Here is a 23,585-nt window from a genome sequence, read left to right on the forward strand (position 1 = left end):
GGCAGGAGGGGGAACGGAGGCGGGGTGAGCGGGCACGAAAAAGCCCGCGCGGGTGGGCGCGGGCTCGAAACGGGAGACGACCGCAGAGTTATTTCTTGGCGGTTTTGGCGACTTCGCCGTGAGATTCGCACTTGTCGGACTTCGCGGCGGCGGCGGTGGTGTCGCAGGACTTCGCGTCCTTGCTCTTGCAGCAGCAGCAGGCGCTTTCGTCTTTGCAAGCGGCGTCGGCTTTGGCGGGCTGATCGGCGGCGGTCGCGAGGGCGGCGGCGGCGAGGGTGGCGAGGGAGAGGAGGAGTTTTTTCATAGGGGGAGGAGGTTGGGTTCGGCCGAAGGAGAACGCAAAAAGAGAAAGCGGCAAGGCTGTTTGGGCAGGCGCCTCCGGGAGGACAGCGAATCCAGCGAGAGGAAAGTCGTCGCGAAGACGCGCGATGGGAGGGAGCGGCAGGCGGTAGGGCGAGCCCGAGGGCGCTAGCGGAGCAAGGGTTCGAGCACGCGCCAGACGTTGTCGGCGAGGAGGCGGTGGCCGGCAGCGTTGGGGTGAATCATGTCGGCTTGGTTCAGCGCGGGCACGGCACCGACGCCTTCGAGCAGAAAGGGGACGAGCGTGAGGTGGTTTTTCTCGGCGAGATCGGGAAAGAGCGAGCGAAAGCGGGTGGTGAAGCGCTCGCCCATGCTGGCGGGCATTTGCATGCCGGCGAGGACGATGGGGGCGGCGGGGGCTTTGGCGCGCACGTGATCGATGATCGCCTGGAGGTTGGCGCGGGTGACGGCAGGATCGATGCCGCGCAGGCCGTCGTTGCCGCCGAGCGCGAGGACGAACACATCGACGGGTTGCCGCAAAACCCAGTCGATGCGGCGAAGGCCGCCGGCGGTGGTTTCGCCGCTGACGCCGGCGTTGACGACGCGGTAGGGCAGGTGGGCGGCTGCGATGCGTTGTTGGATGAGCGCGGGGAACGCCTCGCGTTCGGGGGCGTCGAGACCGTAACCGGCGGTGAGACTATCGCCGAAGAAGACGATCGTTTTCGGCGCGGGGGCGGCGGCGCGCAAGGTGGCGGCGAGTCCGAGGAGGAGGCAAAACCGGAGAGCGATCATGGAGCGATACGACCGCTTGAACTAGCTTTCGAGCCAAAGGCGGGTTCTTGTGACAGGCATTGTCCATGAGTGCGCAACCGATCCTGAAAGTCCAGCGGCTGACGAAGACGTATCGCACGGCCGCGGGGCCGTTGACGGTGTTGCATGAGGTCTCGTTTGAGTTGGAAGCGGGCGCGAGTCTCGCCGTGGTCGGCCCGAGCGGCAGCGGAAAGACCACGCTGCTGGGGTTGTGCGCGGGACTCGATGGCGCTACGACCGGGAGCGTGGCACTCGCAGGCGAGGCGCTGGAGCCATTGAACGAGGACGGACGGGCGCGGGTGCGGAATGAGCATGTGGGTTTCGTGTTTCAGAATTTCCAACTGATCCCGACGCTGACGGCGCGGGAAAATGTGCTCGTGCCGCTCGAGTTGCGCGGAGAAGGAGGGCGCGAGGCGGAGGCGCAGGCGTTGCTGACGCGCGTGGGTCTCGGGGAGCGCGGGGATCATTATCCGGTGCAGCTTTCGGGCGGGGAACAGCAGCGGGTGGCGCTGGCGCGGGCGTTCATCAACCGGCCGAAGATTCTGTTTTGCGATGAGCCGACGGGCAACCTCGATGCGGAGACGGCGCACGCGATGGTGGAGCTGATTTTTGGACTCAACCGCGAGCGGGGCACGACGCTGGTGCTGGTGACGCACGATCCCGAGCTGGCGAAATTATGCGGTCGCGTGCTGCGGTTGCGCGGCGGCGCGGTGGTGGCATGAGGGACTATGATTTTGGTCTCCCGCGAATCCCGCGCATAGACGCGAATACGATCTTATGAGCGAACTGATCTATCCAGAGGAGAGTTATGATCCGCGTTCATTGGCGTGATTAACGGGCGGCGGCATGAATTTTATTCTCAAAATGGCGTGGCGGGATTCGCGGCGGGCACGGGGGCGGCTGGCGCTTTTTTCGTTGTCGGTTGTGCTCGGGATCGCGGCGCTCGTGGCCATCGGTTCGTTCAGCGCGAATCTGTCGCGGGGCATGGCAGAGCAGACGAAGGCGCTCCTCGGCGCGGACTTGATCGTGACGTCGCGGGTGGCGTTTACGCCGGCGGTGGAGGCTTTTCTCCAGACGCTCGGCGGCGAGGAGGCGCGTGAGGTTTCCGCCAGTTCAATGATGGTGTTTCCCACGGCGGGGGGCGCGACGCGGTTGGTGCAGGCGCGCGCGATCGAGGGCGCGTTCCCGTTTTACGGGGAGTTCGACACGGAGCCGGCGAACGCCCTGGCACGGCTGCGGCGGGGCGAGAAGGTGGTGATCCTCGAGGCCACGCTGCTGCCGCAATTTAACGTGAAGATGGGCGATCACGTGAAGCTCGGGAAAGAGAGGTTTGAAGTCGCGGGGGCGGTGACGAAAGTCGCGGGCGAAAACGCGGCGGTGGCGATGCTGGCGCCGCGGGCGTTTTTCCCGCTGGGGCGGCTGGAGGCGACGGGCCTCGCGGGGCCGGGCAGTCTCGTGCGGCATCGCGTCATGCTCAAGCTGCCGGCGGGGCGCGATGCGGAGGCGGTCGCGCGAGAGTTGCGCGAGCGTTTTCCGGAGCAACGGTTGTCGGTCGAGACGGTCGCGATGCGTCAGCGCCAGCTGGGGCGAGCACTGACCAACATCTACGGTTTCCTGAGTCTCGTGGGTTTCATCGCGCTGTTCCTCGGTGCGATCGGAGTGGCGAGCGCGATCCATGTTTACGTGCAGCAAAAGATCACGACGGTGGCGATTTTGCGGTGTCTGGGCGCGTCGGCGCGGCAGAGTTTCGCGGTATATGTCGTGCAGGGGTGCGCGTTGGGTGCGCTCGGGGCGGTGCTCGGGGCGGCGTTGGGCATCGGGGTGCAAAGGCTGCTGCCGGGGCTCGTGCAGGACTGGCTGCCGTGGCGGATGGATTTCTTCATCGCGTGGCCGGCGGTGGGGCGGGGGATGGCGGCGGGTTTTGTGATTTGCGTGCTGTTTGCGCTGTTGCCGCTGCTGGCGGTGCGGCGGGTTTCGCCGTTGGCGGCGTTGCGGTCGGCGTTGGCGGAGCCGGCCAAGCGGGCGCCGGATCCGTGGCGAATCACGATCGGGGTCGCGATCGGGGGCGCGGTGTGGGGTTTCGCGTTGTGGCAGACGCGGAGCATCGCGCTTGGGGTGGGATTTGCGGGGTCGCTTGCGGTGGGTTTCGGCGTGCTGTGGGGCGCGGCGCGCGGCGTGGCGTGGGCCGCGAAACGCTGGCGGCCACGCGGGTTGCCGTATGTGGTGCGCCAGGGCATCGCGAATCTGCACCGGCCCAACAACCGCACGGTGCTGCTGTTGGTATCGCTCGGGCTGGGGACGTTTCTGATGCTGACGCTTTATCTGAGTCGCACGACGTTGCTGCAGGAGTTGAAGATTTCCGGCGAAGGCGGGCAGCCGAACTTGATGTTTCTGGACGTGCAGGACGATCAAGTGGCGACGTTGCGCGAGCTGGCGGAGCGCGAAAAAATGCCGCTGCTGCGGACGGCGCCGATCGTGACAATGAAAGTGGCCGCGGTGCGGGGGCGGCCGGTGGCGGAGATGCTGAAAGACCGGACGTCGCCGGTGGCCAACTGGACGTTGCGGCGGGAGTATCGTTCGACGTATCGGGGCGAGTTGAGCGAGACGGAGAAACTCGTGGCGGGGAAATTCAGCGGGCAGGTGGCGGCGGACGTGGCGGTGATCCCGATTTCGCTGGAGCAGGATCTGGCGAAAGACATGCACGTGAAACTCGGCGACGAGATCGAATGGGATGTGCAAGGCGTGCCGTTGAAGACGCGGGTGACGAGCTTGCGGACGGTGGAATGGCGGCGGTTGGAGCCGAATTTCTTCGTGGTGTTTCCGCTGGGCGTGCTGGAGGGCGCGCCGAAATTCTATCTGGCGGCGGCCCATGCCGCGACGCCGGCGGATTCGGCGCGGCTGCAACAAGTGGTCGTGCACGCGCTGCCCAACGTGAGTGCGATCGATCTCGCGACGCTCGTGCAGACGCTCGACAGCATCTTCTCGAAGGTGGCGCTGGTGATCGAATTCATGGCGTTGTTCACGGTGGCCACGGGGCTCGTGGTGCTGGCGGGCGCGGTGCTGACCGGACGGTATCAACGCATTCGGGAGACGGTGCTGCTGCGGACCCTCGGGGCGTCGCAGCGGCAGCTCGGGCAAATCCAGTTGGTGGAATACGCGGCGCTCGGCGCGCTGGCGGCGATACTCGGAGGCGGGCTCGCGGTGGGGGCAAACGCGTTGCTCGCAAAGTATGTTTTCGAGACGACGGCGGCGATTTCGCCGGGTGCGCTTGCGGTGGCGGGAGTGGGCGTCGTGGTCGTGACGCTGCTGACGGGAGTGTGGTCGAGCCGCGGGCTCGCAACGCATCCGCCGCTCGAAGTCTTGCGGCAGGAAGTGTGAGTCCTTTACGCGGGGCGAATTGTCCGCATGGTTGCCGCTTCCTTATTTCTCATGCGCCGCGTCGTCACCTTTCACTACACTCTTCGTGATCCATCGGGCCGGGTGCTCGACACCTCGGCCGGCGGCGAGCCGGTGACTTATTTGGAAGGGGCGGGGCAGGTGATCGACGGCGTGGACGAACAGTTGCGCGCCGCTGTCGCCGGGGAAAAACAACGGCTCGTGGTGCCGCCGGCGAAGGCTTACGGCGAACGCGATCCGGAGCAGGTGCAACAGGTGCCGCGCGCACAGTTGCCGATCGACGGGGAACTGCACGTGGGCGATCAATTTCAGGCGGGCGAGGATCGTTTTGCGCCGGTGGTGACGGTGGTGCACATCGAGGATGATCGAGTGACGCTGGACGCGAACCATCCGCTGGCGGGCGTGGAGCTGACATTTGACGTCGAGGTGGTCGCGGTGCGGCGGGCGACGGAGGCGGAGTTGCAACACGGTCACGCGCACGGCGGAGACGGCGCGGCGGGTTGCGCCGAATAGCGGACGCGGGTGACGAATTTTATCTCATGAAGATCCTCGGCATCGATATTGGCGGTTCGGCGGTCAAGGGCGCGCCGGTGGAGACGACGACGGGGCAGTTGCTCGCGGAGCGCTGCCGCGTGGCGACGCCGACGGTGTTGCCGCCTGCGGAACTGGCGGCGGTGGTGGGGGAAATCGTGGCGCATTTCCGGTGGCGCGGGCGGATCGGCATCGGTTTCCCGGGCGTGGTGCACGGGCCGCGCATCCTGACATCGGCCAATCTGCATCCGGATTTCATCGGCTGTGACGGGCGGACTTTGTTTGAGCAGGCGACGAAGCGGCCGGTGAATCTCGTGAACGATGCGGATGCCGCGGGGCTCGCGGAAGTGAAGTTTGGCGCGGGCCGCGGGCGGCCGGGCACGGTGCTGCTGCTGACGTTGGGGACGGGAATCGGGTCGGCGTTGTTTTGTGGCGGCGCGCTTTACCAGAACAGTGAGCTGGGGCATCTGCCATGGACGCGCGGGAAGTCGGCGGAGAAATTCATGTCGGGCGCGGCCCGCAAGGATCTCAATTTGGACTGGGAGGAGTGGGCGGGGCGGCTGAGCGACTATCTGGGTGTTTTGGAGCGGATCCTCTGGCCGGAGTTGATCATCATCGGCGGCGGCGTGAGCGCGAAGCACCGGAAGTATTTTCATTTTTTGAAAACGCGCGCGAAGGTGGTGCCCGCGGAGTTTTTGAACGAAGCTGGAATCGTGGGCGCGGCGTTGTGGGCGGAGGGCCAGCGCGGAGCGTGAGCGGAAGCAGGTCGGCCAGCCGCGGCTCGTCGCACGGGAAGGGCGCTTCGTCGCCGCGGGAGACGGGTTCATCGCATAAGCGGGTAATGCGCTTGAGTCGGCCGGGGGCGGCGGCGATGAAGCACGGACGCGCGCCGTGCAAAACCGTTGGATAAAGTATTCGCTGCTGCTGGTGGGATGGGGGTTGGTGGGGTTGCTGCTTTCGACCGAGGTTTACTTCAATCTTCTGGTCGAAACGCCGCATGTCGACGCGGTGGGCGCGGCGGCGATCCCGCAATTTGGCCGGGCGGTGATGTGGGCTTTACTGGCACCACTGATCCTGCAGATGCGGGTGAGGATGCCGCTGAGTCGCGGGCACTGGGCGGGAGGCGTGGCGTTTCACTTGGCGATGAGCGCGACGGTCATGCTGGTGTTTTATCTGGGGCGCATTTTTGCGATCAGCGTATTCTGGGCCGAGGATTTCTGGCCCACAGCGTTGCACAGTTTCTATGGGCGCAACCTGATCGACATGGCCTATTACTGGCTCGTGCTGGCGTTCGGCTATAGCTGGGAAATTCACCAGAAATACAAGAGCGAGGAACTGCGTGCCGCGCAGTTGGAGACGCGGTTGATCGAGACCGAACTGAAGGCGCTGCGGGAGCAACTGCACCCGCACTTTCTCTTCAATACGATGAACACGATCGCCGTGCTCATCCGGGAAGGGCGGCACGACGAGGCGGTGACGTTGCTGGCGCGGCTGAGTTCGCTGCTGCGGTTGTCGCTCGAGGCGACGCGCACTCCGGAGACGACGTTGCAACAGGAGTTGGATTTCCTCGACCGCTACATCGAGATCCAAAAGGCGCGTTTCTCGGACCGCTTGCTGGTCGATTTGGCGGTGGAGCCGGTGGCGCTCGCGGCCCGGATTCCGAATTTGATTCTACAGCCGCTGGTCGAGAACGCGATTTTGCACGGCGTGGCCGCCAAGAGCGGGCCCGGGCGCGTGCGGATCGGCGGCCGGGTGACGGGTGACCGGCTGCACCTGACGGTCGAGGACGACGGCCCGGGAATCGCCGATGCGGAACGAGGACGCACGAGGGAGGGCGTCGGCCTCAGCAACACCCGCGACCGGCTGATAAAAACCTACGGCGTGCGGGCCCAGCTCACGGTGCGGAGCGAACCGGGTCACGGGGTGAGGGTGCACATCGTCATGCCTTTTCGCTCATGAAAACACATGCTCCGCTCCCTCGGTCCCGCCTGCGCGCGGTGATCGCCGATGACGAGCCGGCCGCCCGCCGGGGCGTGCGCCTGCTCTTGGAACGCGATGGTGAGGTTGAGGTGGTGGGCGAGGCCATCGACGGTCCGGAGGCAGTGGCGCTCATTTCGGACCAGAAGCCCGATCTGGCATTTCTGGATGTGCAGATGCCGGGTGGCGATGGCTTCGAGGTGTTGCGCGCCGTGGGGGTCGCCAACGCGCCGGCGGTGATATTTGTAACGGCCTACGACGAATATGCGCTGCGGGCGTTTGAGGTGAATGCGATCGATTATCTGCTGAAGCCCTACGACGACGAACGCTTCCGGGCGGCTCTGGAGCGGGCGAAGGCGGACGTGCGGCGGCGCGAAGCGGAGGGCGTCAACGCGCGGCTCTCGCAGTTGCTGAGTTTTTTGGAGGCAGCCCGCAGCGAGGGGCCGGAGCGCACGCCTGACCGGATCCTGGTGAAGTCGGCGGGCGAGATATTTTTCCTCAAAGCCAGCGAGATCGACTGGATCGAAGCAGAAGGGGATTACATGAAGTTTCACGTCGCCGGCCGGGCGCACCTGATGCGCGAGACGATGGCGCGGCTCGAGGCGCGACTGGACGCGGAAAAATTCATCCGCATCCATCGTTCGACGATCGTGAATGTGGACCGGTTGAGAAAGCTGACGCCGGCGTTTGGCGGGGAATACGTGGTGGTGCTGCAAGATGGCACGAAATTGAAGTTGAGCCGCGGCTATCACGCGCGGATCGCGCCGTTGCTGAAGGAGACGCGGTAGCGGTCGGCGCCGCGCGTCGGCGGACCGATCGCGAGGTTCATCGCACGCCGCGCGCGACTGGGCGCGCGAGTCAGCGGTTGGTCGTATGACACGGGGGCGAGGAGGAAAATTTGGGCGCGAATTGACGTTCATCCGGCGCAGGGGCGGCGGCGTCGGTCGCATTGGCATTGAGCGAATTTGGCGATGGCGGTTGCTCGCGCACGACAAGTCCAGTCCGCCGCCTGTCGGCGTCGGCTTTACAACTCAAACCGAACAACGATGAACGACCACATGTTGGGAAGTCGCGGGAAGAACACCCCCGTGCGAGCGGCGCTCTGGTTGAGCCTGCTGACTTTGCCGGCGCTCGCCGCAACCGCCCAAGGCACCGACATCTCGGCCACTGCCGACGAACCGTTGGCGTTGGAGAAATACGTGACGACGGGCCGTTTCATTCCGTATGCCGCGGAAGCTCCGGCGATCCCCGTGCAGGTGATCTCGAAGGCGAAGATCGAAGCGAGCGGGGAGAGCGGCGACCTGCTGGCGGTGATCCGGCGCACGGTGCCGCAGTTTATCGGCAACGGGAATCGGGGGGCGTCGAACGCGAATATCGGCGGCGGTTCGACCAATGGCGGTTCGCAACTGCGCCCCGGGAACGTGCAGACTTTGGTTTTGATCGATGGGCGCCGGGCGGCGTTTGCGCCGGTGGCAGCGACGGGCGGGTTCACGTTTGTCGATGTGAACTCGATTCCGGTTTCCGCCGTGGAGCGGATTGAGGTCCTGAGCGATGGTGCTTCGACGGTGTATGGTTCGGACGCGGTTTCCGGAGTCGTGAACATCATTTTGAAGAAGGATTTCGCCGGAGCGGAGATCGGCGGCGGCTACCGGGGGGCGACGCAAAAGGCGCACTGGGCGGAGCGACTGGCGCGCTCGATCATGGGTGCGCGGGCCGGGCAGACGGACATCACGATGTCGGCTGAATGGGTGAAATTGGATTCGCACTTCCAAAGTGAGCGGGACTTTTCCGCGGACCACATGGGCAAGACCTCGACGTTTCCCGGGGCGGTGCAGACCGCTCCGGGCGGCCCGTCGTGTTGAGGCCGGGCGTCGATGCGCCGCCGCTGCGGTTGGCAGGGTCCGTCCCGGGGTGGCAGGTGAAGCGGGCCCGGACTGAGGCGGGCTCCGCTCATCCCCCGGCGCATCCGTTTATCAAAGATTGATGTAACTTTTCGCGGGCAGGACGTGTTGTGGGTCCATGTCCGTGGTTTTTCCGTCGTCGCAAGCGCCCGTCGTCGCCTCTTCCTTCTCGCTCGCAAAGCGGGGGGCGGATCGCCGCCGCGGTGCTCGCCTGACGGGTGAACCGGGCAATCGGTCAGTCGTTCATAGTTTGTCAGTGGTGTTGTGGAGGGGTCGTTGTGGGCCCCTCCACTTTTTTGTGCCCGCGGACGACCGCTTGCCATCTCTCGCCCAGTGTCCATAACCGCACGTTTCCCCTTCCGATCGAATTATGAATCCCGCCTCCTCTCCGAGCCCCGTCCAGCCGGTGCCGCGCCGCAAGAAATCCCGCTCTCTTTGGTGGATCGTCGGTGCCGCCATCGTGGTCATTGGAATCGTTGCCATTGCCGTCGCCAAGCGAGGCAAGGGTGATGCCGGCGTGCCGGTGACGACGGAAAAAGCCGTGGTCAAGACGATCACGCAGCTCGTCACGGCGACCGGCAAAGTGCAGCCCGAGATCGAGGTGAAGATCTCGCCGGAAGTGGGTGGTGAGATCATCGCGATCCCCTTCAAGGAAGGTGCCCGCGTGAAGAAGGGCGATGTCTTGGTGAAAATTAAGCCGGATTATTACCAGGCGTTTGCCGACCAGCAACAGGCGGCGCTCGTCGGCGCGAACGCCATGGCGGTGCAGACCAACGCGCAGCTCGTCAAGGCGAAGGCGGACTTCGAGCGCAGCGCGGACCTCTATAAGAAGAAACTGATTTCTGACTCTGACTACACCGTCGCGCAGACGGCGCTCGATGTGGCCCAGGCGAATGTGGATAACGCCGAGGCGCAGATTTTGATCACCCAAGGTGTCGTCAAGCAGGCGCAAGATCAGCTCAGCAAGACGACGATTTACTCGCCGATGAATGGGACGATCAGCTCCCTCACGAGCGAGGTGGGCGAGCGCGTCATTGGCGGCGGCCAGTTTGCGGGCACCGAAATCATGCGCGTCGCCGAGCTCAGCAACATGGAAGTGCGCGTAAAGGTGAACGAGAACGACATCGTGAACGTGAAGATCAACGACCACGCCAACATCCAGATCGACGCCTACCCCGGGCGGCGGTTTTCCGGCGTCGTGAAGGAGATCAGCAATTCCGCCTTGAACGCAGGCGGCGGCGGTTCGGGCAGCTCGTCGCAGGCAGCGGCGACGGTGAGTGATGAGGTGACGAATTTTCTGGTGAAAATCCGCATCGCGGATCGCGACGTCCAACTGCGGCCCGGCATGAGTGCGACGGCCGACATTGAGACGCAGACGGCCCGCGATGTGGTCGCGGTGCCGATTCAGAGTGTGACCGTGCGGGCCGAAGGCGGCCTGACCTCCGACGAGTTGCAGCAAAAACGCGCGAAAGATGCGCAGGAGAAATCCGGCAACGCGCTCGAAGTAAAAGACGAGAAGGACGAAGCGCGGCGCAACCGCGATAAGCTGGAGCGCGTGGTTTTCATCCGCGAGGGCGACCATGTGAAGATGCGCAAGGTTGAAACGGGCATCGCCGACAATACCGACATCGAGGTCAAAAGCGGGGTGAAGGCGGGCGAGGAAGTCGTCTCCGGCACTTACGCGGCGATCAGCCGGAAATTGAAGGATGGCACGAAAGTGCACATCGAAAAGGCCAAGAAGAACCCCGAGACGAAATAACACCGCCGCGCCGCCGGTTCAGCCGGGCGGCGTGGGTGAGCCGTTCATCATGACACCTTCCGCTCCTCCCGATACAGGATCGCGCGTGCGGCGCGATCCTGGCGCCTTGGTCATCGAGATCCGCGATGTCACAAAACTTTACAAGATGGGCGCGGAGATCATCCACGCGCTGCGTGGCGTCTCATTGGAAATCCGCCGTAACGAATACCTCGCGATCATGGGTCCGTCGGGCTCGGGCAAGTCGACGCTCATGAACATGCTCGGTTGCCTGGATACGCCGACAGCGGGGCACTACAATTTCAACGGCCGGAACGTGGCGACGATGGTGGATGACGAGCTGGCCGACATCCGCAACCGCGAGATCGGGTTTGTCTTCCAGACATTCAATCTTCTGCCGCGGTCGGATTCGTTGCACAACGTGGAGCTGCCATTGATCTACGCGGGCGTGGCGCCGGCCGAGCGCAGGGAACGTGCGGTGCAGGCCCTCGAGCACGTCGGCCTGGGCAATCGCCTCCATCACCGGCCCAATGAACTCTCGGGTGGTCAGCGGCAGCGCGTGGCGATCGCGCGGGCGCTGGTGAACCGGCCGTCGATCATCCTGGCTGACGAGCCGACCGGAAACCTCGATTCACGGACCGGCGTGGAAATCATGGCGTTGTTCGAGGAATTGTATGCGCAGGGCAACACGATCATCGTGGTGACGCACGAAGAGGACATCGCCCGGCATGCGCGCCGGATCGTGCGGCTGCGGGATGGGTTGATCGAGAGCGATGGCGTGGTGAGGTGAGGCCATGAAGCGGATCCTTTACGAGCTCACCGAATCGTTCCGCATCGCCTTCGCGCAGATCAGGGCGAACAAGATGCGGTCGGTGCTCACGGCCCTCGGCGTGATCATCGGGATCGTGGCGGTGACGTTGATGGGGACCGCGATCAAAGGCATCGACATCGGGTTTCAACGCAGCCTGGCGTTGCTGGGCGACGACGTGCTGTATGTGCAAAAATGGCCGTGGCACAACGTCGAGGATTGGTGGAACTACGAAAACCGGCCGATCATCCGGCCGGAGGATGCGGACAAGCTGAACCGGATTTTCGAAACGATGCCGAATTCGCTGCTGGACGTGGCGGTGCCGGTGGTGGCGCGAGGCTCAGCCGTCAAGGCGGGCAACAAGCAGGTGAGCGGAGTCTTCACTTTTGGCACGACAGCGGACTACGCGCGGTTGATGACGGCGGATTTCAGTGAGGGGCGGCTGTTCACCGAAACGGAGGCGGCGGCGGGCCGGCAGGTGTGCGTGCTCGGTCTCGACGTGGCCACGGCGTTGTTTCCGGAGCGGTCGGCGATGGGCGAGACGGTGTTGATCCGCGGGCAACCCTTCACGGTGATCGGGGTGCTGGCGAAGCAGGGCTCGTTCCTCGGTTTGTTCAGCATGGATACGCAGGCCCTCATGCCGCTGCGGGCCTATCTGAAATATTTTGGGCTGGGCGGGCGCGGCGCCGAGCTGCGCGTGAAGGTGCGGGACAAGACACGGATGGCGGAGGCGACGGAGGAGCTCGTGGGCGCGATGCGGCGCGTGCGGGGGCAATTGCCGGGTGAGCGGGACAATTTTTCGATCAACCAGCAGGAAGCGTTCAAGGCGCAGCTCGATCCCATCAAGTCGGGCATCGCGTTCGCCGGATTGTTCATCACGGGATTGTCCCTGTTTGTCGGAGCAATCGGCATCATGAACATCACTTTTGTGAGCGTGAAGGAGCGCACGAAGGAGATCGGCACAAGGAAGGCGCTGGGTGCCCGGCGCACGACGATCATGCAGCAATTTCTCATTGAGGCGGTGGCGATCTGTCTGATCGGCGGCGCCGTGGGGCTGGGCGTGGCGGCAGGGCTGACGTTCGCAATCCAGAAGGCGATGCCGAGCCTGCCGGTGGCATTTTCCTCGGGACTGGTCGTCGTCAGCATGGTGGTATCGATCGTCACCGGTATCGCGTCGGGTTCCTGGCCGGCTTGGATCGCGTCGCGGCTCGATCCGGTGGTGGCGTTGCGTTACGAATAACCAAGGCCAGCTATGTTATTTGGCGAAATTTTACGAATGGCGTTCCGGTCGCTCGGAGCGAACAAGCTCCGCTCGATTTTGACGATGGCGGGCATCACCATCGGGGTGTTCTCGGTGATCGGCGTGATGACGACGGTCTCGGCGTTGCGCGGCTCGATCGAGACCGGATTGAGTTTCCTCGGCACCAACATGTTTCAGTTCGCGAAATGGCCGACGGGGATTTCGTCCGGCGGGCAGGATCGACGGAAGTATCAAATGCGGCGCGACATCACCCTCGATGAGGCTCAGCGCTACATGAAGCTGATGGAGGGCACGAGCGATGTGATCTGCCTGAAGGTGTTCAACCAGGATGGGAGCGCCCAAGCGGTTTACGAGAACCGCAAGACGACGCCGGGGCTGACCTTTGGCGGGAGCAACGAGCATTTCATCACGGCGAATCAGTATTCGATCGAGACGGGGAGAAACCTCACGGCGGGCGACGTCGATCTCGGGCGGCCGGTTGTGATCATCGGCCAGACCATCGTGCAGAAGCTTTTCCCCACGGAGTCGCCACTCGGGAAGGTCATCAAAATCAGCGGGCGCACCTACACGGTCATCGGCACGTTTGCGCCGAAGGGGAGTGCTTTCGGGCAAAGTCAGGACGACATTCTGATCGTGCCGATCACCCGCTACCTGAGCGATTTCGGCTCGGAGGGCGTGACCGTGAACATCGCCACGCAGGCGCCGTCGCAGACGATGTATAATGAGACGATCGACAAGGCGATCACGGCGATGCGCATCGTGCGCGGGTTGCAGCCGGAGGATGAGAATGATTTTGAGCTGTATTCGAACGACTCACTCATCGCGGCGTTTGCGAAGATTGCGGACGCCGTGCGGGCGGGAGCACTGGTGATCAGCGCGATCGCGCTTCTCGCGGCGGGAGTCGGGATCATGAACATCATGCTCGTCAGCGTGACGGAGCGCACGAAGGAGATCGGCATTCGCAAGTCGATCGGCGCGCGAAAGAAAAGCGTGCTGACGCAGTTTCTCGTGGAGTCCGTGGTGATTTCACTGGCGGGTGGCCTCGCGGGCATCCTGCTGGGCATTTGCGTGGGCAACGGCGTCGCGGTGCTGCTGAAAGCGTCGATCGTTTTCCCATGGGATTGGGCGGCGATCGGATTGGCCGTGTGTTCGGGGATCGGCGTTGGCTTTGGCTTCTATCCGGCGTGGAAGGCGGCCTCGCTGGATCCGATCGAGGCGCTGCGTTACGAATAAAGCGGTGGCGCGCTGAACGGCGCGTCCGCTTGTGCCCGGTGCGGCAAGAAGCGCCGCGACGGACTAATGTTGCGCCGCGTCAGCCGCGCCGGATTTCGGAGCCGGGGAAGCGGATTTGGACGCGGAATACTTTTTTGATGCGGCACTTGATGGCGCCCGTTTGGAGATCGAAGCGTTCCGGGACTTCGATGCGGTGCAGATCGACGACGGCATGGTAGCCGCGCTCGGAAAACACATCGATCAGCATCGCGAGGGCGAGCGGGTCGTCGAGCACCGGATCTTCAGTGTTGATCAACGCCACGCCGGAGATCGCATGCCGCAAAACGATCGGCACAACCTTTTGTTCGATGAAGGTCACCACCTTCGCGAGCAGCTCGGGTTGGCCAAACTCGTAGCCATCGAGGCGTTTCACGAGTTCCTGCCGCGCATGGATGGTGATGTCGCTGGCGACGGGCACGCGGCGCAGGCGATCGACGGTGCGTGGATCGAGCTCGAGGGTGCTTTGATATTCGAGCTCCTTGATGATGTTTTGCTCAACCTCTTCGATCGCCCCTTGGGCATTGACGAAGTGGTAATGGAAAATCTCCTTGAGCGACTGAAGCGCGTCCCAGGTTTGCTCTTTGAAGACCCGGTAGCGGCGTCGTGCGAGGGCTTCGTCGAAATCGGTGGCGCGTTCCTCGACCAGGGAGCCAACGCCGGTGCGCTGCACCTCCGCGTTGTGGAGGCGGCTTTCACGACCGCGCTTGAGTTGCCGCGCGACGGATTCCTTTTCGTCGACGAACAACACCATGATATGAATCGTCGGGAGCCGGAAATGGATGCCCAGCGGCGTTCCGTAGAATTCACGGCGAAGCTCGTGCATTTTTTCGACGAGCAGCGTGAGGCACTCAACCTGCACGCGCGTGCGCGGGAAGCCGTCGAGGATCACCCCGTCGCGATACATCGGCTTCATCAATTCCCGGAGCAGGAGCGCAACGACCTCGCGATCGCCGACCATGCTGCCTGCATCCTTGAGCGCTTTGGCTTCGGGGGAATCGAGCAGGGCGCTCATCACCACCGGGGGGCAGGTGAGGCCGCGCGTCTTGGCGATAAACTGGGTGTTGGTGCCTTTGCCCGCACCGGGCGCGCCGCCGAGGAGAATGATTTCCTTCGGAAACCGCATGTTTTCGCGGCCGAAATCCGACTCCAAGTCGTGCCACGCCGCGTTGAAGATCAATTGGGCGTCCTTGATCTCCAAGTCGTTCATTTTGACCGCGCTGCTTTGGGCGAGCGGAGGAGTGGACGCGGGAGTGGGGCTGGCTGAAGTGGGCATCGGAAGGAGGGGAGTTAAGACGCGAACCGCAGGCGTGTGGACAACAGAATTTCGTCGCCGAGCAAATAAAAACGCCCGGCGGTCACGCGGCGCGCGGCGGTGCGCGGACGGGTGGCCGGCCGGCGGGCCTTGCAAAGTTCGGGGAGCGGCGGCGGGGGATTCCTGCAAATCGCACGAAGGTTTGGGGCGGCGCGGGCGCCGCGATGTGCAACTGCTTGCCGCAGAGAGACGGCGGATTACGCGAACGGTGTTGGCACGGGTTGGGCAGAACAGACGGTGGCCACGAGGCCTGTTCTTTCGCCGCCATTTCCTTTCGCTCCGCTGGAAAATTTCGCGTCCTGCGTGCTCTGTGGCGCGCAGTATCGAGACCAGCCGCCCCGGCGGAACTTCGCCGGGGCGGTGTGGTCGGTTTTGACCGCATGGTGCGCGGAACCCCGCGTGCCTGCTTAGTTGAAGCTGGACCTGGCGGGGTCGTCGAAAGGCGGCCCCGCCTTGGTTTACAGTTTTCTCTACGAGCCCCTTTTTTCGATGCGTGTTCTCATTGTCGATGACGAGCCCGCCATTCGCCGAACAACCCGGATTGCGGTGGAGGCGGCGGGCCATGCGGGGGTCGAAGCCCCCAACGCTGCGCGTGCCTTGAAGGCGGTCGAAGAGACGCCGTTCGACGTGTGCTTCCTCGATGTAAAACTCGGGCAGGACGATGGGCTGGAGGTCCTGCAACGCCTGCTGGCCGTCGCGCCGTCGCTGGCCGTCGTGATGTTCACCGCTTACGCGAATGTGGCGACAGCGGTCGAGGCGATGCGACGCGGGGCGTTTGATTTCATCCCCAAGCCGTTCACGCCGGAGCAGATCCGCGGCGTCCTCGGGAAGGTGACGAAAACGCGGGCCTTGGAAACCCGCGTGGAGCAACTCGAGGCGCAGATTGCGAGCGAGGCACCCGCGATCGATGTCTCGTCGGCGGAACCGGGCCCGCAACGCGCGTTGCAGATCGCGTTCAAAGCGGCCGAATCCAACGCCACCATCCTGATCCTCGGCCCGAGCGGGACGGGCAAAAGCGTGCTGGCGCGCGAGGTGCATCGCCGCAGCGCACAACGCGACGCGGCGTTTGTGACCGTGCATTGCCCGAGTCTTTCGCGCGAATTGCTGGAGAGTGAACTCTTCGGCCATGTGAAGGGCGCATTTACAGGCGCGATCACCGACACGATCGGCAAAGTGGCGGCCGCGGAAGGCGGGACGTTGTTCCTCGACGAGATTGGCGAAATTCCGCTGGAGATTCAGCCGAAGCTCCTGCGGCTGTTACAGGAACGCGAATACGAACGCGTCGGCGAAACGAAGCCGCGTCATGCCAACGTGCGTCTCATCGCGGCGACGAACCGCGCCCTCGCCGAGGAGGTGAAGGCGGGCCGCTTCCGCGAAGATCTTTTCTACCGGCTCAACGTGATCAGCGTCACGTTGCCGGGGTTGCGCGAGCGGCCGGGCGACCTGCAGCGCTTTGCGGCCAACTACCTAGCGTTCTTTGCGGCGAGTCTGGGCAAGCCGGTGAAGGCATTTTCGCCGGTGGTGGCGGCGGCGTTTGCCGGTTACGAGTGGCCCGGCAATTTGCGGGAATTGCGCAACGTGATCGAGCGCGCGGTGATTCTTGCGCCCGGCGACACGATCGAGCTCAACGACCTGCCGGAGCAATTTCACGGGCCGGCGTCAGCCGTGATCACCGTTGGTTCGCGGGTATCGCTGGACGACCTGGAGGGGGAGCATATCCGGCGCGTGCTGCAGAGTGCGCGCAATCTCGACGATGCCGCCAAGACCCTCGGCATCGATCCGGCGACGCTCTATCGCAAGCGCCAGAAACTCGGTCTGATCTAGCGGGATTCGCGTCATGCTGCGCACGCGTCTTTACCTGGGGTTGCTGCCGTTGGTGCTGTTGTTGGTCGGCACGGGCAGCTACGCGATTCTCGTTTCACGGCATCTTGCCGGATCGTTGCAACGCGAACTGGTGGTCAACTACCGCACCGTGCTCGCGTGTCAGCGGATGCGGTTCGCCGCCACGATGATGACGGGGGCGCTGACCACGGCGCAGCGCGGTGATCTGCTCAAGGCGCGGCGGGATTTCGATGAGCAACGCTCCGCGTTTACGCGCGAGTTGATGGAGCAATCGGCGGTGGCGGCGGGCACTCCGCGGATCGGCTTGATCGAGGCGGTGGACCGCGCGTTCGACGATTTCTCCTCGGTGAGCAACGAAATCCTCAAGCTCGGCGGCACAGGTTCGCTACCGGCAGTGAAGGAAAGCGAGACGGCGCTCTACCGCGTGCTGAATGCGATCGAGGAGCTCACGCAGCGCGATTTCGCCGCCGCGCAAACGGCGGCGGCTCATGCCGGCCGGCTGGCGGCGACGACGGAGCGGGTGCTGTTGATCACGATCGCCTCCGCGTTTCTGCTCTCGCTGTTTCTGGCGTGGCGGCTGGCGGCTTCACTGTTGCAACCGATCAATCTGCTGACCGCCTCCGCCGTGGCGCTCGGCGAAGGCGACCTCGATCGCACGGTGCCGGAATTTTCGGCCGATGAACTCGGCCAACTGGCGCGGGCCTTCAATACGATGGCGGCGAAGCTGCGTGCATATCGTGAGGCGACCGTCGCGAAAGTCTTGCGGACGCAACGCACGATGGAGGCCACGCTCGCCTCCGCACCGGACCCGCTCTTCGTCGTCACGGGCAGCGGTGAGACGGAGATTCGCAATGCCGCCGCCGAACAACTCGGGCGCGCGGCGCAACTGGGCGACACGTATCCGCCCGAATTGCAGGAGCCGTTGCAACGCGTGCTGCAAACCGGCCAGCACTACCTGCCAACCGATTATGCGCGCGTGCTCACCCTGCGGGTGGACCGGGAAGACCGGCACTACCTGCCGCGGATTCTGGCGATTGGCGACGAACTCACGCAGTTTCGCGGGGCCGCGATCATTCTGCAGGACGTCACCAAATTTCGGCTGCTCGACGATGCGAAAACCAATCTCGTTGGCACGGTGAGTCATGAGCTGAAAACGCCACTGACGAGTCTGCGCATGGCGGTTTACCTGTTGCTGGAGGGCAATCTTGACGGGTTCTCGCCGCAGCAGCGCGAACTCGTCGAAGGCGCGCGCGACGACGCGGACCGGTTGCTGCGCATCCTCGACAATCTGCTCGACCTCACGCGACTGGAGGCCGGGGCGTCGACGCTCGAGCGGACGGATTGCGACGTGGGGACGCTGCTCGATGAAGTGGCGGGCGAGGTGACCTCCTATGTGGGCACGGCGGGCCAGACGCTCGCGGTGGAGGTCGACGCGGCGACGCGGGAACTGCCTCTGCACGTGGATGTCGCGCGGATCCGCCACGTTTTTTTGAATCTGTTGACCAACGCTTCCAAGTATTCGCCGCGCGGCGGGCAGGTGACATTGCGCGCGGAAGAAGCGCCGGGTGGCTTCGTGCGATTCGCCGTGCGCGATGAAGGACCAGGCATCCCCGAAGAGAGCGTGGCGCGGGTGTTCGATCGCTTTTACCGCGCGCCAGGCCAGCAGAAACCCGGCGAGGGCCTGGGGCTGGCGATCGCGCGCGAGATCGTAGTGGCGCACGGCGGAAGCATTGCGTGTGCGAACGGCCCGGACGGAGGCGCGGAGTTTCATTTCATCCTGCCGCTCGCACCGGCGACCGCCGAGATTCCCGCCGGCTGAAACACGCAAAGGAAGCGGCCGCGCGCGCGGGAACTCTGCACAGCGGCCACGTTCCATATTGATATTATGCACTCATCCACTGCCACGCCGCCTGCGTCATCCACTCATGAACTCCCGGAGGAACTCGCTGCGAACCTCCGCGCGTTGATTGCCGAAGCCGAGAAAACGCTCAGTTCGCGTCTCGGTTCGAGCGCCAGCCGCGGCTTGGCCGAGCTGCGCGATCGCTTGGAGTCGACGAAAGAAAAAATCGAAGAACTCTACGGCCGCGCCCGTGAAAAAGTGGTGGCCGGCGCGCGCACGACCGATGACGCGATTCGCACGCATCCTTACACGACGATGGGAGTGGCGCTCGGCGCCGGCCTGTTGATCGGCGCTTTGGTGAGCCGCCGCTGCCGCGACTAAATTTTACTCCCATGAGAATCCTCGGCATCATCCTTATCCTCGGCGGCGCGTTCCTTTTATATAAAGGGTTTCAACGAGAGGACTCGCTCGCCGGCAAGCTCGACACGGCCAGCACGAAAGTGGCCAACAGTGTCGACGGCGGCACGCACGTGGCGAACCACACGCTTTACTTGGTCGGCGGAGGCGTCCTGGTCGTCCTTGGCGCCGTGGTCGCGTTGAAGCGCCGCTAACCGGTGGGGCCGTCGCGGCGCCACGCGCAGCCGCGACGCTCAACTGTGCGGGCGCGACAAGAGCTGCGGTGCGGTTTCCATCTGGCCGCGCGTGACGCCGAGCTGGTTGATCAACCGTAGTTCCCGCCAAAGCTCCGCGCCGGAAATTTCGCCGCGGAGCAGTTGTTGATAGCGACCGAGCGTGCGGGCGACTTCGTCGGCGGATTCGTTGACGAATTCGATGCGAAAATGCCGCGCGCCGAGCGCAATCAAGCGCGAGGCATATTCAGCGCCGGTTTGGGCGCGGTTGTTGTAAACGGTGTTGCGGCAGCCGGCGTCGGCCTTGAGCGGAAGTTCGGCTCCGACGCGGTCGCGCAGGGCAACGCGGTGCGTTTCGCAGGGGCGTCCGCAGTCGCGATAATCTTTGCCGTCGGAAAGGAACGCGCAGAACACGCAGTGCTCCATGTGAAACATCGGCATGTGCTGATGCAGCGTGATGTCGAACGAAGCGCCGGGCGCGGATTGCAGCAGCGCTTCGAGTTGCGCGAGGTTGAGATCGTAGCTCGCGGTCACGCGCTCCAGGCCGAAACGGGCGAGGAAATAATCGGCGGTGAGCGGGTTGGCGACGTTGAGAGAAAAGTCCCCGCGTTTGCGGTCCGCGGCGAAGAACGCGAGGTGATCGTAATTCCGCACGAGGTAGCCGTCGGCGGCGCAGGAGCGCACTTGTTGCAGGATCCATTCTTCGCCGGGTTTGAAGACGCGTGGCGCGCTGGCCCAGATCGAGGACGCGGATCGGTCGGACCAAGGATCGGTGGCCTGCAATTCGCGGAAGCGCGCGACAGTGGTGCGGTAGTGCTTCGGGTTTTCGAATTCGCAATAGAGGGTGCGCACGCCGGCCGACCACGCCGCCTCCAGTTGTTCGGGCAGGCGAATGACGGCGACGACATCGGGGCCGTCTGCAGCGCTCTGGGTGGCGACGGGTGCTGATGCGGCCCGCGGGGGAGTCGAGGCCGACCACGACGTCGCGCGGGAGGCCGCTTCGACGAGCGTCCAGCGGGGCGGCGCGGCCCGTTGGCGGTCGAGCTCCGCGACGACTTCGCGACGCAGGCGATTAAGTTCGCTGACCGGCAGAATGACGTCGCCTTCGAGCAGGGAGGAGAAATCGCCGAGAGTAAACGGCGTGCCGCCCAAGCGGCCGAGTTGGTGGCGCAGGCGCTCGAGCTTCAGCGGTTGTTTGTCGGCAGGAGTGAGGGGCAGCGCGGACGCGACTTTGGCGACATGGCCGCGACCATCGCGCGCGATGAGGGTCAAGGGCGTGCCGGCGCGGCCGTGGACTTCGAGGTGCAGGGGCCGTTGAAAACGAATTTGTTCGCCGGCAAAGGTGGCGTGCAGTTCCCGCTCAAGTGCAGGATCGCTGGTCTTCCAGACGCGTTGTCCCGCCTGCACGCGCCGCCAATCAATGTCGCCGTGGCCGAAATGCAGCGTGGCTTCGTCGCCAGCGACAACGACTTGATATACGCGGCCGCCTTCTTCGCGTTCGTCGGGCCGACCAGCATCGAAGACGATGCCGTCGCCCGGCTTGAGCGGAGCGGCGAGACGGAGGGAGACAGTCTCGCGTCCCACGTGCGCGACGGTGCCCAGAAACACGCCGCGTTTGGTGCCGAAGCGGGCATGAGCGAGCGCTTGGTTGTCGATGCCGCGAAACCATCCGGTGTAGAGGCCACGCGAAAACGCCATTTGCAGTTCGTAGTGCGGGTCAGCCGCGGCGGGGCTGGCAGATTCCGGCGCGCGCGGAGTGGCGGCGGCGGTCGGCGCCCCGAGCACGCGGTCGAGCGCGGTGCGATAGACGCGCGTGATACTCGCAACGTATTCCGGAGACTTGAGACGGCCTTCGATTTTCAGCGACGCCACGCCGGCCCGCACGAGATCGGGCAGAACGTCGATCCCCGCGAGATCCTGCGGACTCAGCAAGTAGCGGCGATCGCCGAGATCGACCTTCTCGCCATCGGCAATGAGTTCGTAAGGCAGGCGGCACGCTTGGGCGCATTCGCCGCGATTGGCCGAACGCCCGCCGAGCGATTCACTCGTGAGGCACTGGCCGGAGTAGGCAACGCACAGCGCGCCGTGCACGAACACTTCGAGCGGCAACGACGTCGACGTGGCCTCTCCGCCTGCGCGGATCTTCGCAATGTCGGCGAGGGAGTTTTCGCGGGCGAGCACGACGAGTTGCGCGCCGAGGTCCCGGGCGAAGGCGACGCCCGCGGCGCTCGTGATCGTCATCTGCGTTGAGCAGTGGATCGGAAAATCAGGCGAAAGTTGGCGGATCAGCCGGCAGATACCGATGTCCTGCACGATCGCGGCGTCGACGCCGGCGGCGATGATCACGCGGAGATATTCCTCGGCGGCGGCCAGTTCATCGGCGAAGACGAGGGTGTTGAACGTGACGTAGCCGCGCACGCCTCGTTGATGCAGGAATGCCATCAACGCGGGCAGATCGGCGTGCGTGAAGTTGTGTGCGCGCATCCGGGCGTTGAAGCGCTCGAGGCCGAAGTAGATGGCGTCGGCGCCGTTTTCGACCGCGGCGCGCGCGCATTCCCAATCGCCGGCAGGCGCCAGCAATTCCGGTCGAGCCAGCGCGGGAGCGACGGCGGGGACGGAAGCAGCGAGAGGTTGGGCGGCGGGCATGGCTGACAGCATGGGCGAACTCAGGCGGCGGGCAACTCGACCTCCGCGACCGGCCGGTGGCTCGTGGGAAACGGCACCGGCGCGGACACGTGCGGCGCGGCCGCGCGCAGCTGATGCGCGGCGAGAACGGTGAGCAAAAAGAAGCCGCCGGAGGCGTAGCTCAGCATCGGCAAACCGACCAGCCGGCCGCCGGCTCCCGTCGTGACAAACGCGCCGGCGAGAATGTTGGCGCCCGCCGACGCGGCTTGTTGGAGCGAGGCGTTGACGCTCATGAAGCCGCCGCGGTAGCGCGCCTCGACGGCGTTGGTGATCATCGCCATCGCGGGCGTGTAGCGACTGGACATCGACACCATAAAGAGCGCCATCATCACGCAGACGGTGACGAGAGGCGTCGGGCCGAGGCGGGTGAAAACCAGCATGACGACAATCGCCACGACGGACATCCACACGAGCAGGCGAAATTTATCCACGCGATCGCTCCACCGGCCGACGACGGGCATGCTGAAGAAGGTGCACGCGCCGCCGGCGGCGTAAGCCCACGGGAGTTGGTTGTCGGTCAATCCCATGTTTGCGATCATGGAAGGAGCGATGAACGGCACGAGGCAGCCGCCCGCCATCACCAGGACTCCGCCGAGAGCGAAGGCGCGCAGGTGGACGCCGTGCGTGACAATCTCGCGCATCTGGCGAAACGGGTTGGTGGTCAGCACCGCCGTGCGAATGGGCGGGAGCGCGACCGCGGCGAGGATGACGTTTGCCGCGGCGCAGGCACCGAGCATGATAAACGCCGCGTGCCAGCCGAAGTGGCCGGCGAGCATCAGACCCGCCGGCACGCCCATCACCGACGCGATGGGAAATGCGCTCATCACGACACTCAACGCCCGCCCGCGACGCTCGATCGGAATGATGTCGCCGACCATGGCCGTGACCATTGAGCCGGAGACGCCGCCGAAAGCGCCCGCAGCGATCCGGGCGGCGAGCAGCGCGAGATGGGTCGGAGCGAAACCGCACGCGAGGGTGGCGAGGCCGAAACCGGAGTAGAGCGCGATGAGCGCGCGTTTGCGATCGTAGCGATCGAGGATGAAGCCGCCGGCCAGTCCGCTCACGCCTGCGGCCAAGCCATAACTGGCGACGAGGTGCGAAAATTGCGCGGGCGTGATGTCAAACTGCCGCATGAGCTGGGAGCCCAGCGGCATCATGATCATGAAGTCCACGATGTGCGTGAACTGCACGGCCGCGAGCGCCAGCAACGTCGCGCGTTCGCGGCGTGGCGTGAGGGCGTGATGGACGTCGGCCGAAGGCATGAA

General features: G+C 64.5%; 20 protein-coding genes. 15 read left to right on the plus strand and 5 right to left on the minus strand.

Going from position 1 to position 23,585, the window contains the following annotated elements; all coding sequences use genetic code 11:
* Window positions 1–88 precede the first annotated feature (88 nt).
* Together K0B96_RS01920 and K0B96_RS01925 are read right to left on the minus strand one after the other, a co-directional pair.
* A complete protein-coding gene (locus tag K0B96_RS01920) occupies window positions 89–304 on the minus strand; it encodes a hypothetical protein (RefSeq protein WP_220163214.1) in 216 nt (71 codons plus the stop codon).
* A gap of 164 nt (window positions 305–468) precedes the next feature.
* Window positions 469–1,092: an arylesterase gene (locus K0B96_RS01925; protein WP_220163216.1), complete on the minus strand. Its 624-nt coding sequence runs from the start codon at window positions 1,090–1,092 to the stop codon at window positions 469–471.
* A 65-nt stretch (window positions 1,093–1,157) separates the two neighbouring features.
* On the opposite strand from K0B96_RS01925, the gene K0B96_RS01930 reads away from it, so the two are divergent.
* From K0B96_RS01930 to K0B96_RS01980, 11 genes are all read left to right on the plus strand, one after another.
* A complete protein-coding gene (locus K0B96_RS01930) occupies window positions 1,158–1,832 on the plus strand; it encodes an ABC transporter ATP-binding protein (protein ID WP_220163218.1) in 675 nt (224 codons plus the stop codon).
* A gap of 124 nt (window positions 1,833–1,956) precedes the next feature.
* Window positions 1,957–4,488 carry an ABC transporter permease gene (locus K0B96_RS01935; RefSeq protein WP_220163220.1) on the plus strand — a complete coding sequence of 844 codons (2,532 nt, stop codon included), beginning with the start codon at window positions 1,957–1,959 and terminating at the stop codon, window positions 4,486–4,488.
* A 27-nt stretch (window positions 4,489–4,515) separates the two neighbouring features.
* A complete protein-coding gene (locus tag K0B96_RS01940; protein ID WP_255558805.1) occupies window positions 4,516–5,019 on the plus strand; it encodes an FKBP-type peptidyl-prolyl cis-trans isomerase in 504 nt (167 codons plus the stop codon).
* A 26-nt stretch (window positions 5,020–5,045) separates the two neighbouring features.
* Window positions 5,046–5,792, plus strand: a complete 747-nt coding sequence (ppgK, locus tag K0B96_RS01945) for a polyphosphate--glucose phosphotransferase (RefSeq protein ID WP_220163222.1) — start codon at window positions 5,046–5,048, stop codon at window positions 5,790–5,792.
* Between the two features lie 136 nt (window positions 5,793–5,928).
* A complete protein-coding gene (locus K0B96_RS01950) occupies window positions 5,929–6,996 on the plus strand; it encodes a sensor histidine kinase (protein WP_220163224.1) in 1,068 nt (355 codons plus the stop codon).
* Entirely contained in the window at window positions 6,993–7,802 is an 810-nt protein-coding gene (locus K0B96_RS01955; protein WP_220163226.1) for a LytR/AlgR family response regulator transcription factor, read from the plus strand. The genes K0B96_RS01950 and K0B96_RS01955 overlap by 4 nt, the downstream gene beginning before the upstream one ends.
* A gap of 258 nt (window positions 7,803–8,060) precedes the next feature.
* Window positions 8,061–8,876, plus strand: a complete 816-nt coding sequence (locus K0B96_RS01960) for a TonB-dependent receptor plug domain-containing protein (RefSeq protein WP_220163235.1) — start codon at window positions 8,061–8,063, stop codon at window positions 8,874–8,876.
* Between the two features lie 409 nt (window positions 8,877–9,285).
* A complete protein-coding gene (locus tag K0B96_RS01965; protein ID WP_220163237.1) occupies window positions 9,286–10,674 on the plus strand; it encodes an efflux RND transporter periplasmic adaptor subunit in 1,389 nt (462 codons plus the stop codon).
* A 49-nt stretch (window positions 10,675–10,723) separates the two neighbouring features.
* On the plus strand, window positions 10,724–11,461 hold the full coding sequence (locus K0B96_RS01970; RefSeq protein ID WP_220163240.1) for an ABC transporter ATP-binding protein: 738 nt from the start codon (window positions 10,724–10,726) through the stop codon (window positions 11,459–11,461).
* A 4-nt stretch (window positions 11,462–11,465) separates the two neighbouring features.
* The gene (locus K0B96_RS01975; RefSeq protein ID WP_220163242.1) at window positions 11,466–12,719 is read left to right on the plus strand and encodes an ABC transporter permease; all 1,254 of its coding nucleotides are present in this window, start codon (window positions 11,466–11,468) and stop codon (window positions 12,717–12,719) included.
* A 36-nt stretch (window positions 12,720–12,755) separates the two neighbouring features.
* Window positions 12,756–13,973: an ABC transporter permease gene (locus K0B96_RS01980; RefSeq protein WP_255558809.1), complete on the plus strand. Its 1,218-nt coding sequence runs from the start codon at window positions 12,756–12,758 to the stop codon at window positions 13,971–13,973.
* 79 nt (window positions 13,974–14,052) lie between these two features.
* Here K0B96_RS01980 and K0B96_RS01985 read toward each other — a convergent pair whose 3' ends face one another.
* The gene (locus K0B96_RS01985) at window positions 14,053–15,285 is read right to left on the minus strand and encodes a nucleoside monophosphate kinase (RefSeq protein WP_220163246.1); all 1,233 of its coding nucleotides are present in this window, start codon (window positions 15,283–15,285) and stop codon (window positions 14,053–14,055) included.
* 528 nt (window positions 15,286–15,813) lie between these two features.
* Between K0B96_RS01985 and K0B96_RS01990 the strand changes: the two genes are divergently transcribed.
* The 4 genes from K0B96_RS01990 to K0B96_RS02005 all read left to right on the plus strand — a co-directional run bounded on the left by K0B96_RS01990 (window position 15,814) and on the right by K0B96_RS02005 (window position 19,617).
* Window positions 15,814–17,148, plus strand: coding sequence for a sigma-54-dependent transcriptional regulator (locus K0B96_RS01990; protein ID WP_220163248.1), 1,335 nt, complete (start codon window positions 15,814–15,816; stop codon window positions 17,146–17,148).
* Between the two features lie 13 nt (window positions 17,149–17,161).
* On the plus strand, window positions 17,162–18,985 hold the full coding sequence (locus tag K0B96_RS01995; protein ID WP_220163250.1) for a sensor histidine kinase: 1,824 nt from the start codon (window positions 17,162–17,164) through the stop codon (window positions 18,983–18,985).
* 66 nt (window positions 18,986–19,051) lie between these two features.
* The gene (locus K0B96_RS02000; protein WP_220163252.1) at window positions 19,052–19,387 is read left to right on the plus strand and encodes an ElaB/YgaM/YqjD family protein; all 336 of its coding nucleotides are present in this window, start codon (window positions 19,052–19,054) and stop codon (window positions 19,385–19,387) included.
* Window positions 19,388–19,398: 11 nt separating this feature from the next.
* On the plus strand, window positions 19,399–19,617 hold the full coding sequence (locus K0B96_RS02005; protein WP_220163254.1) for a DUF3185 family protein: 219 nt from the start codon (window positions 19,399–19,401) through the stop codon (window positions 19,615–19,617).
* Window positions 19,618–19,656: 39 nt separating this feature from the next.
* Here the strand turns inward: K0B96_RS02005 and K0B96_RS02010 are convergent, their stop codons facing one another.
* Both K0B96_RS02010 and K0B96_RS02015 read right to left on the minus strand, forming a co-directional pair.
* The gene (locus K0B96_RS02010; protein ID WP_345779919.1) at window positions 19,657–22,281 is read right to left on the minus strand and encodes a U32 family peptidase; all 2,625 of its coding nucleotides are present in this window, start codon (window positions 22,279–22,281) and stop codon (window positions 19,657–19,659) included.
* A 20-nt stretch (window positions 22,282–22,301) separates the two neighbouring features.
* Window positions 22,302–23,582 carry an MFS transporter gene (locus K0B96_RS02015; RefSeq protein ID WP_220163259.1) on the minus strand — a complete coding sequence of 427 codons (1,281 nt, stop codon included), beginning with the start codon at window positions 23,580–23,582 and terminating at the stop codon, window positions 22,302–22,304.
* Between the last annotated feature and the right edge of the window lie 3 nt (window positions 23,583–23,585).

The organism is Horticoccus luteus (assembly GCF_019464535.1).
Classification (GTDB): domain Bacteria; phylum Verrucomicrobiota; class Verrucomicrobiia; order Opitutales; family Opitutaceae; genus Horticoccus; species Horticoccus luteus.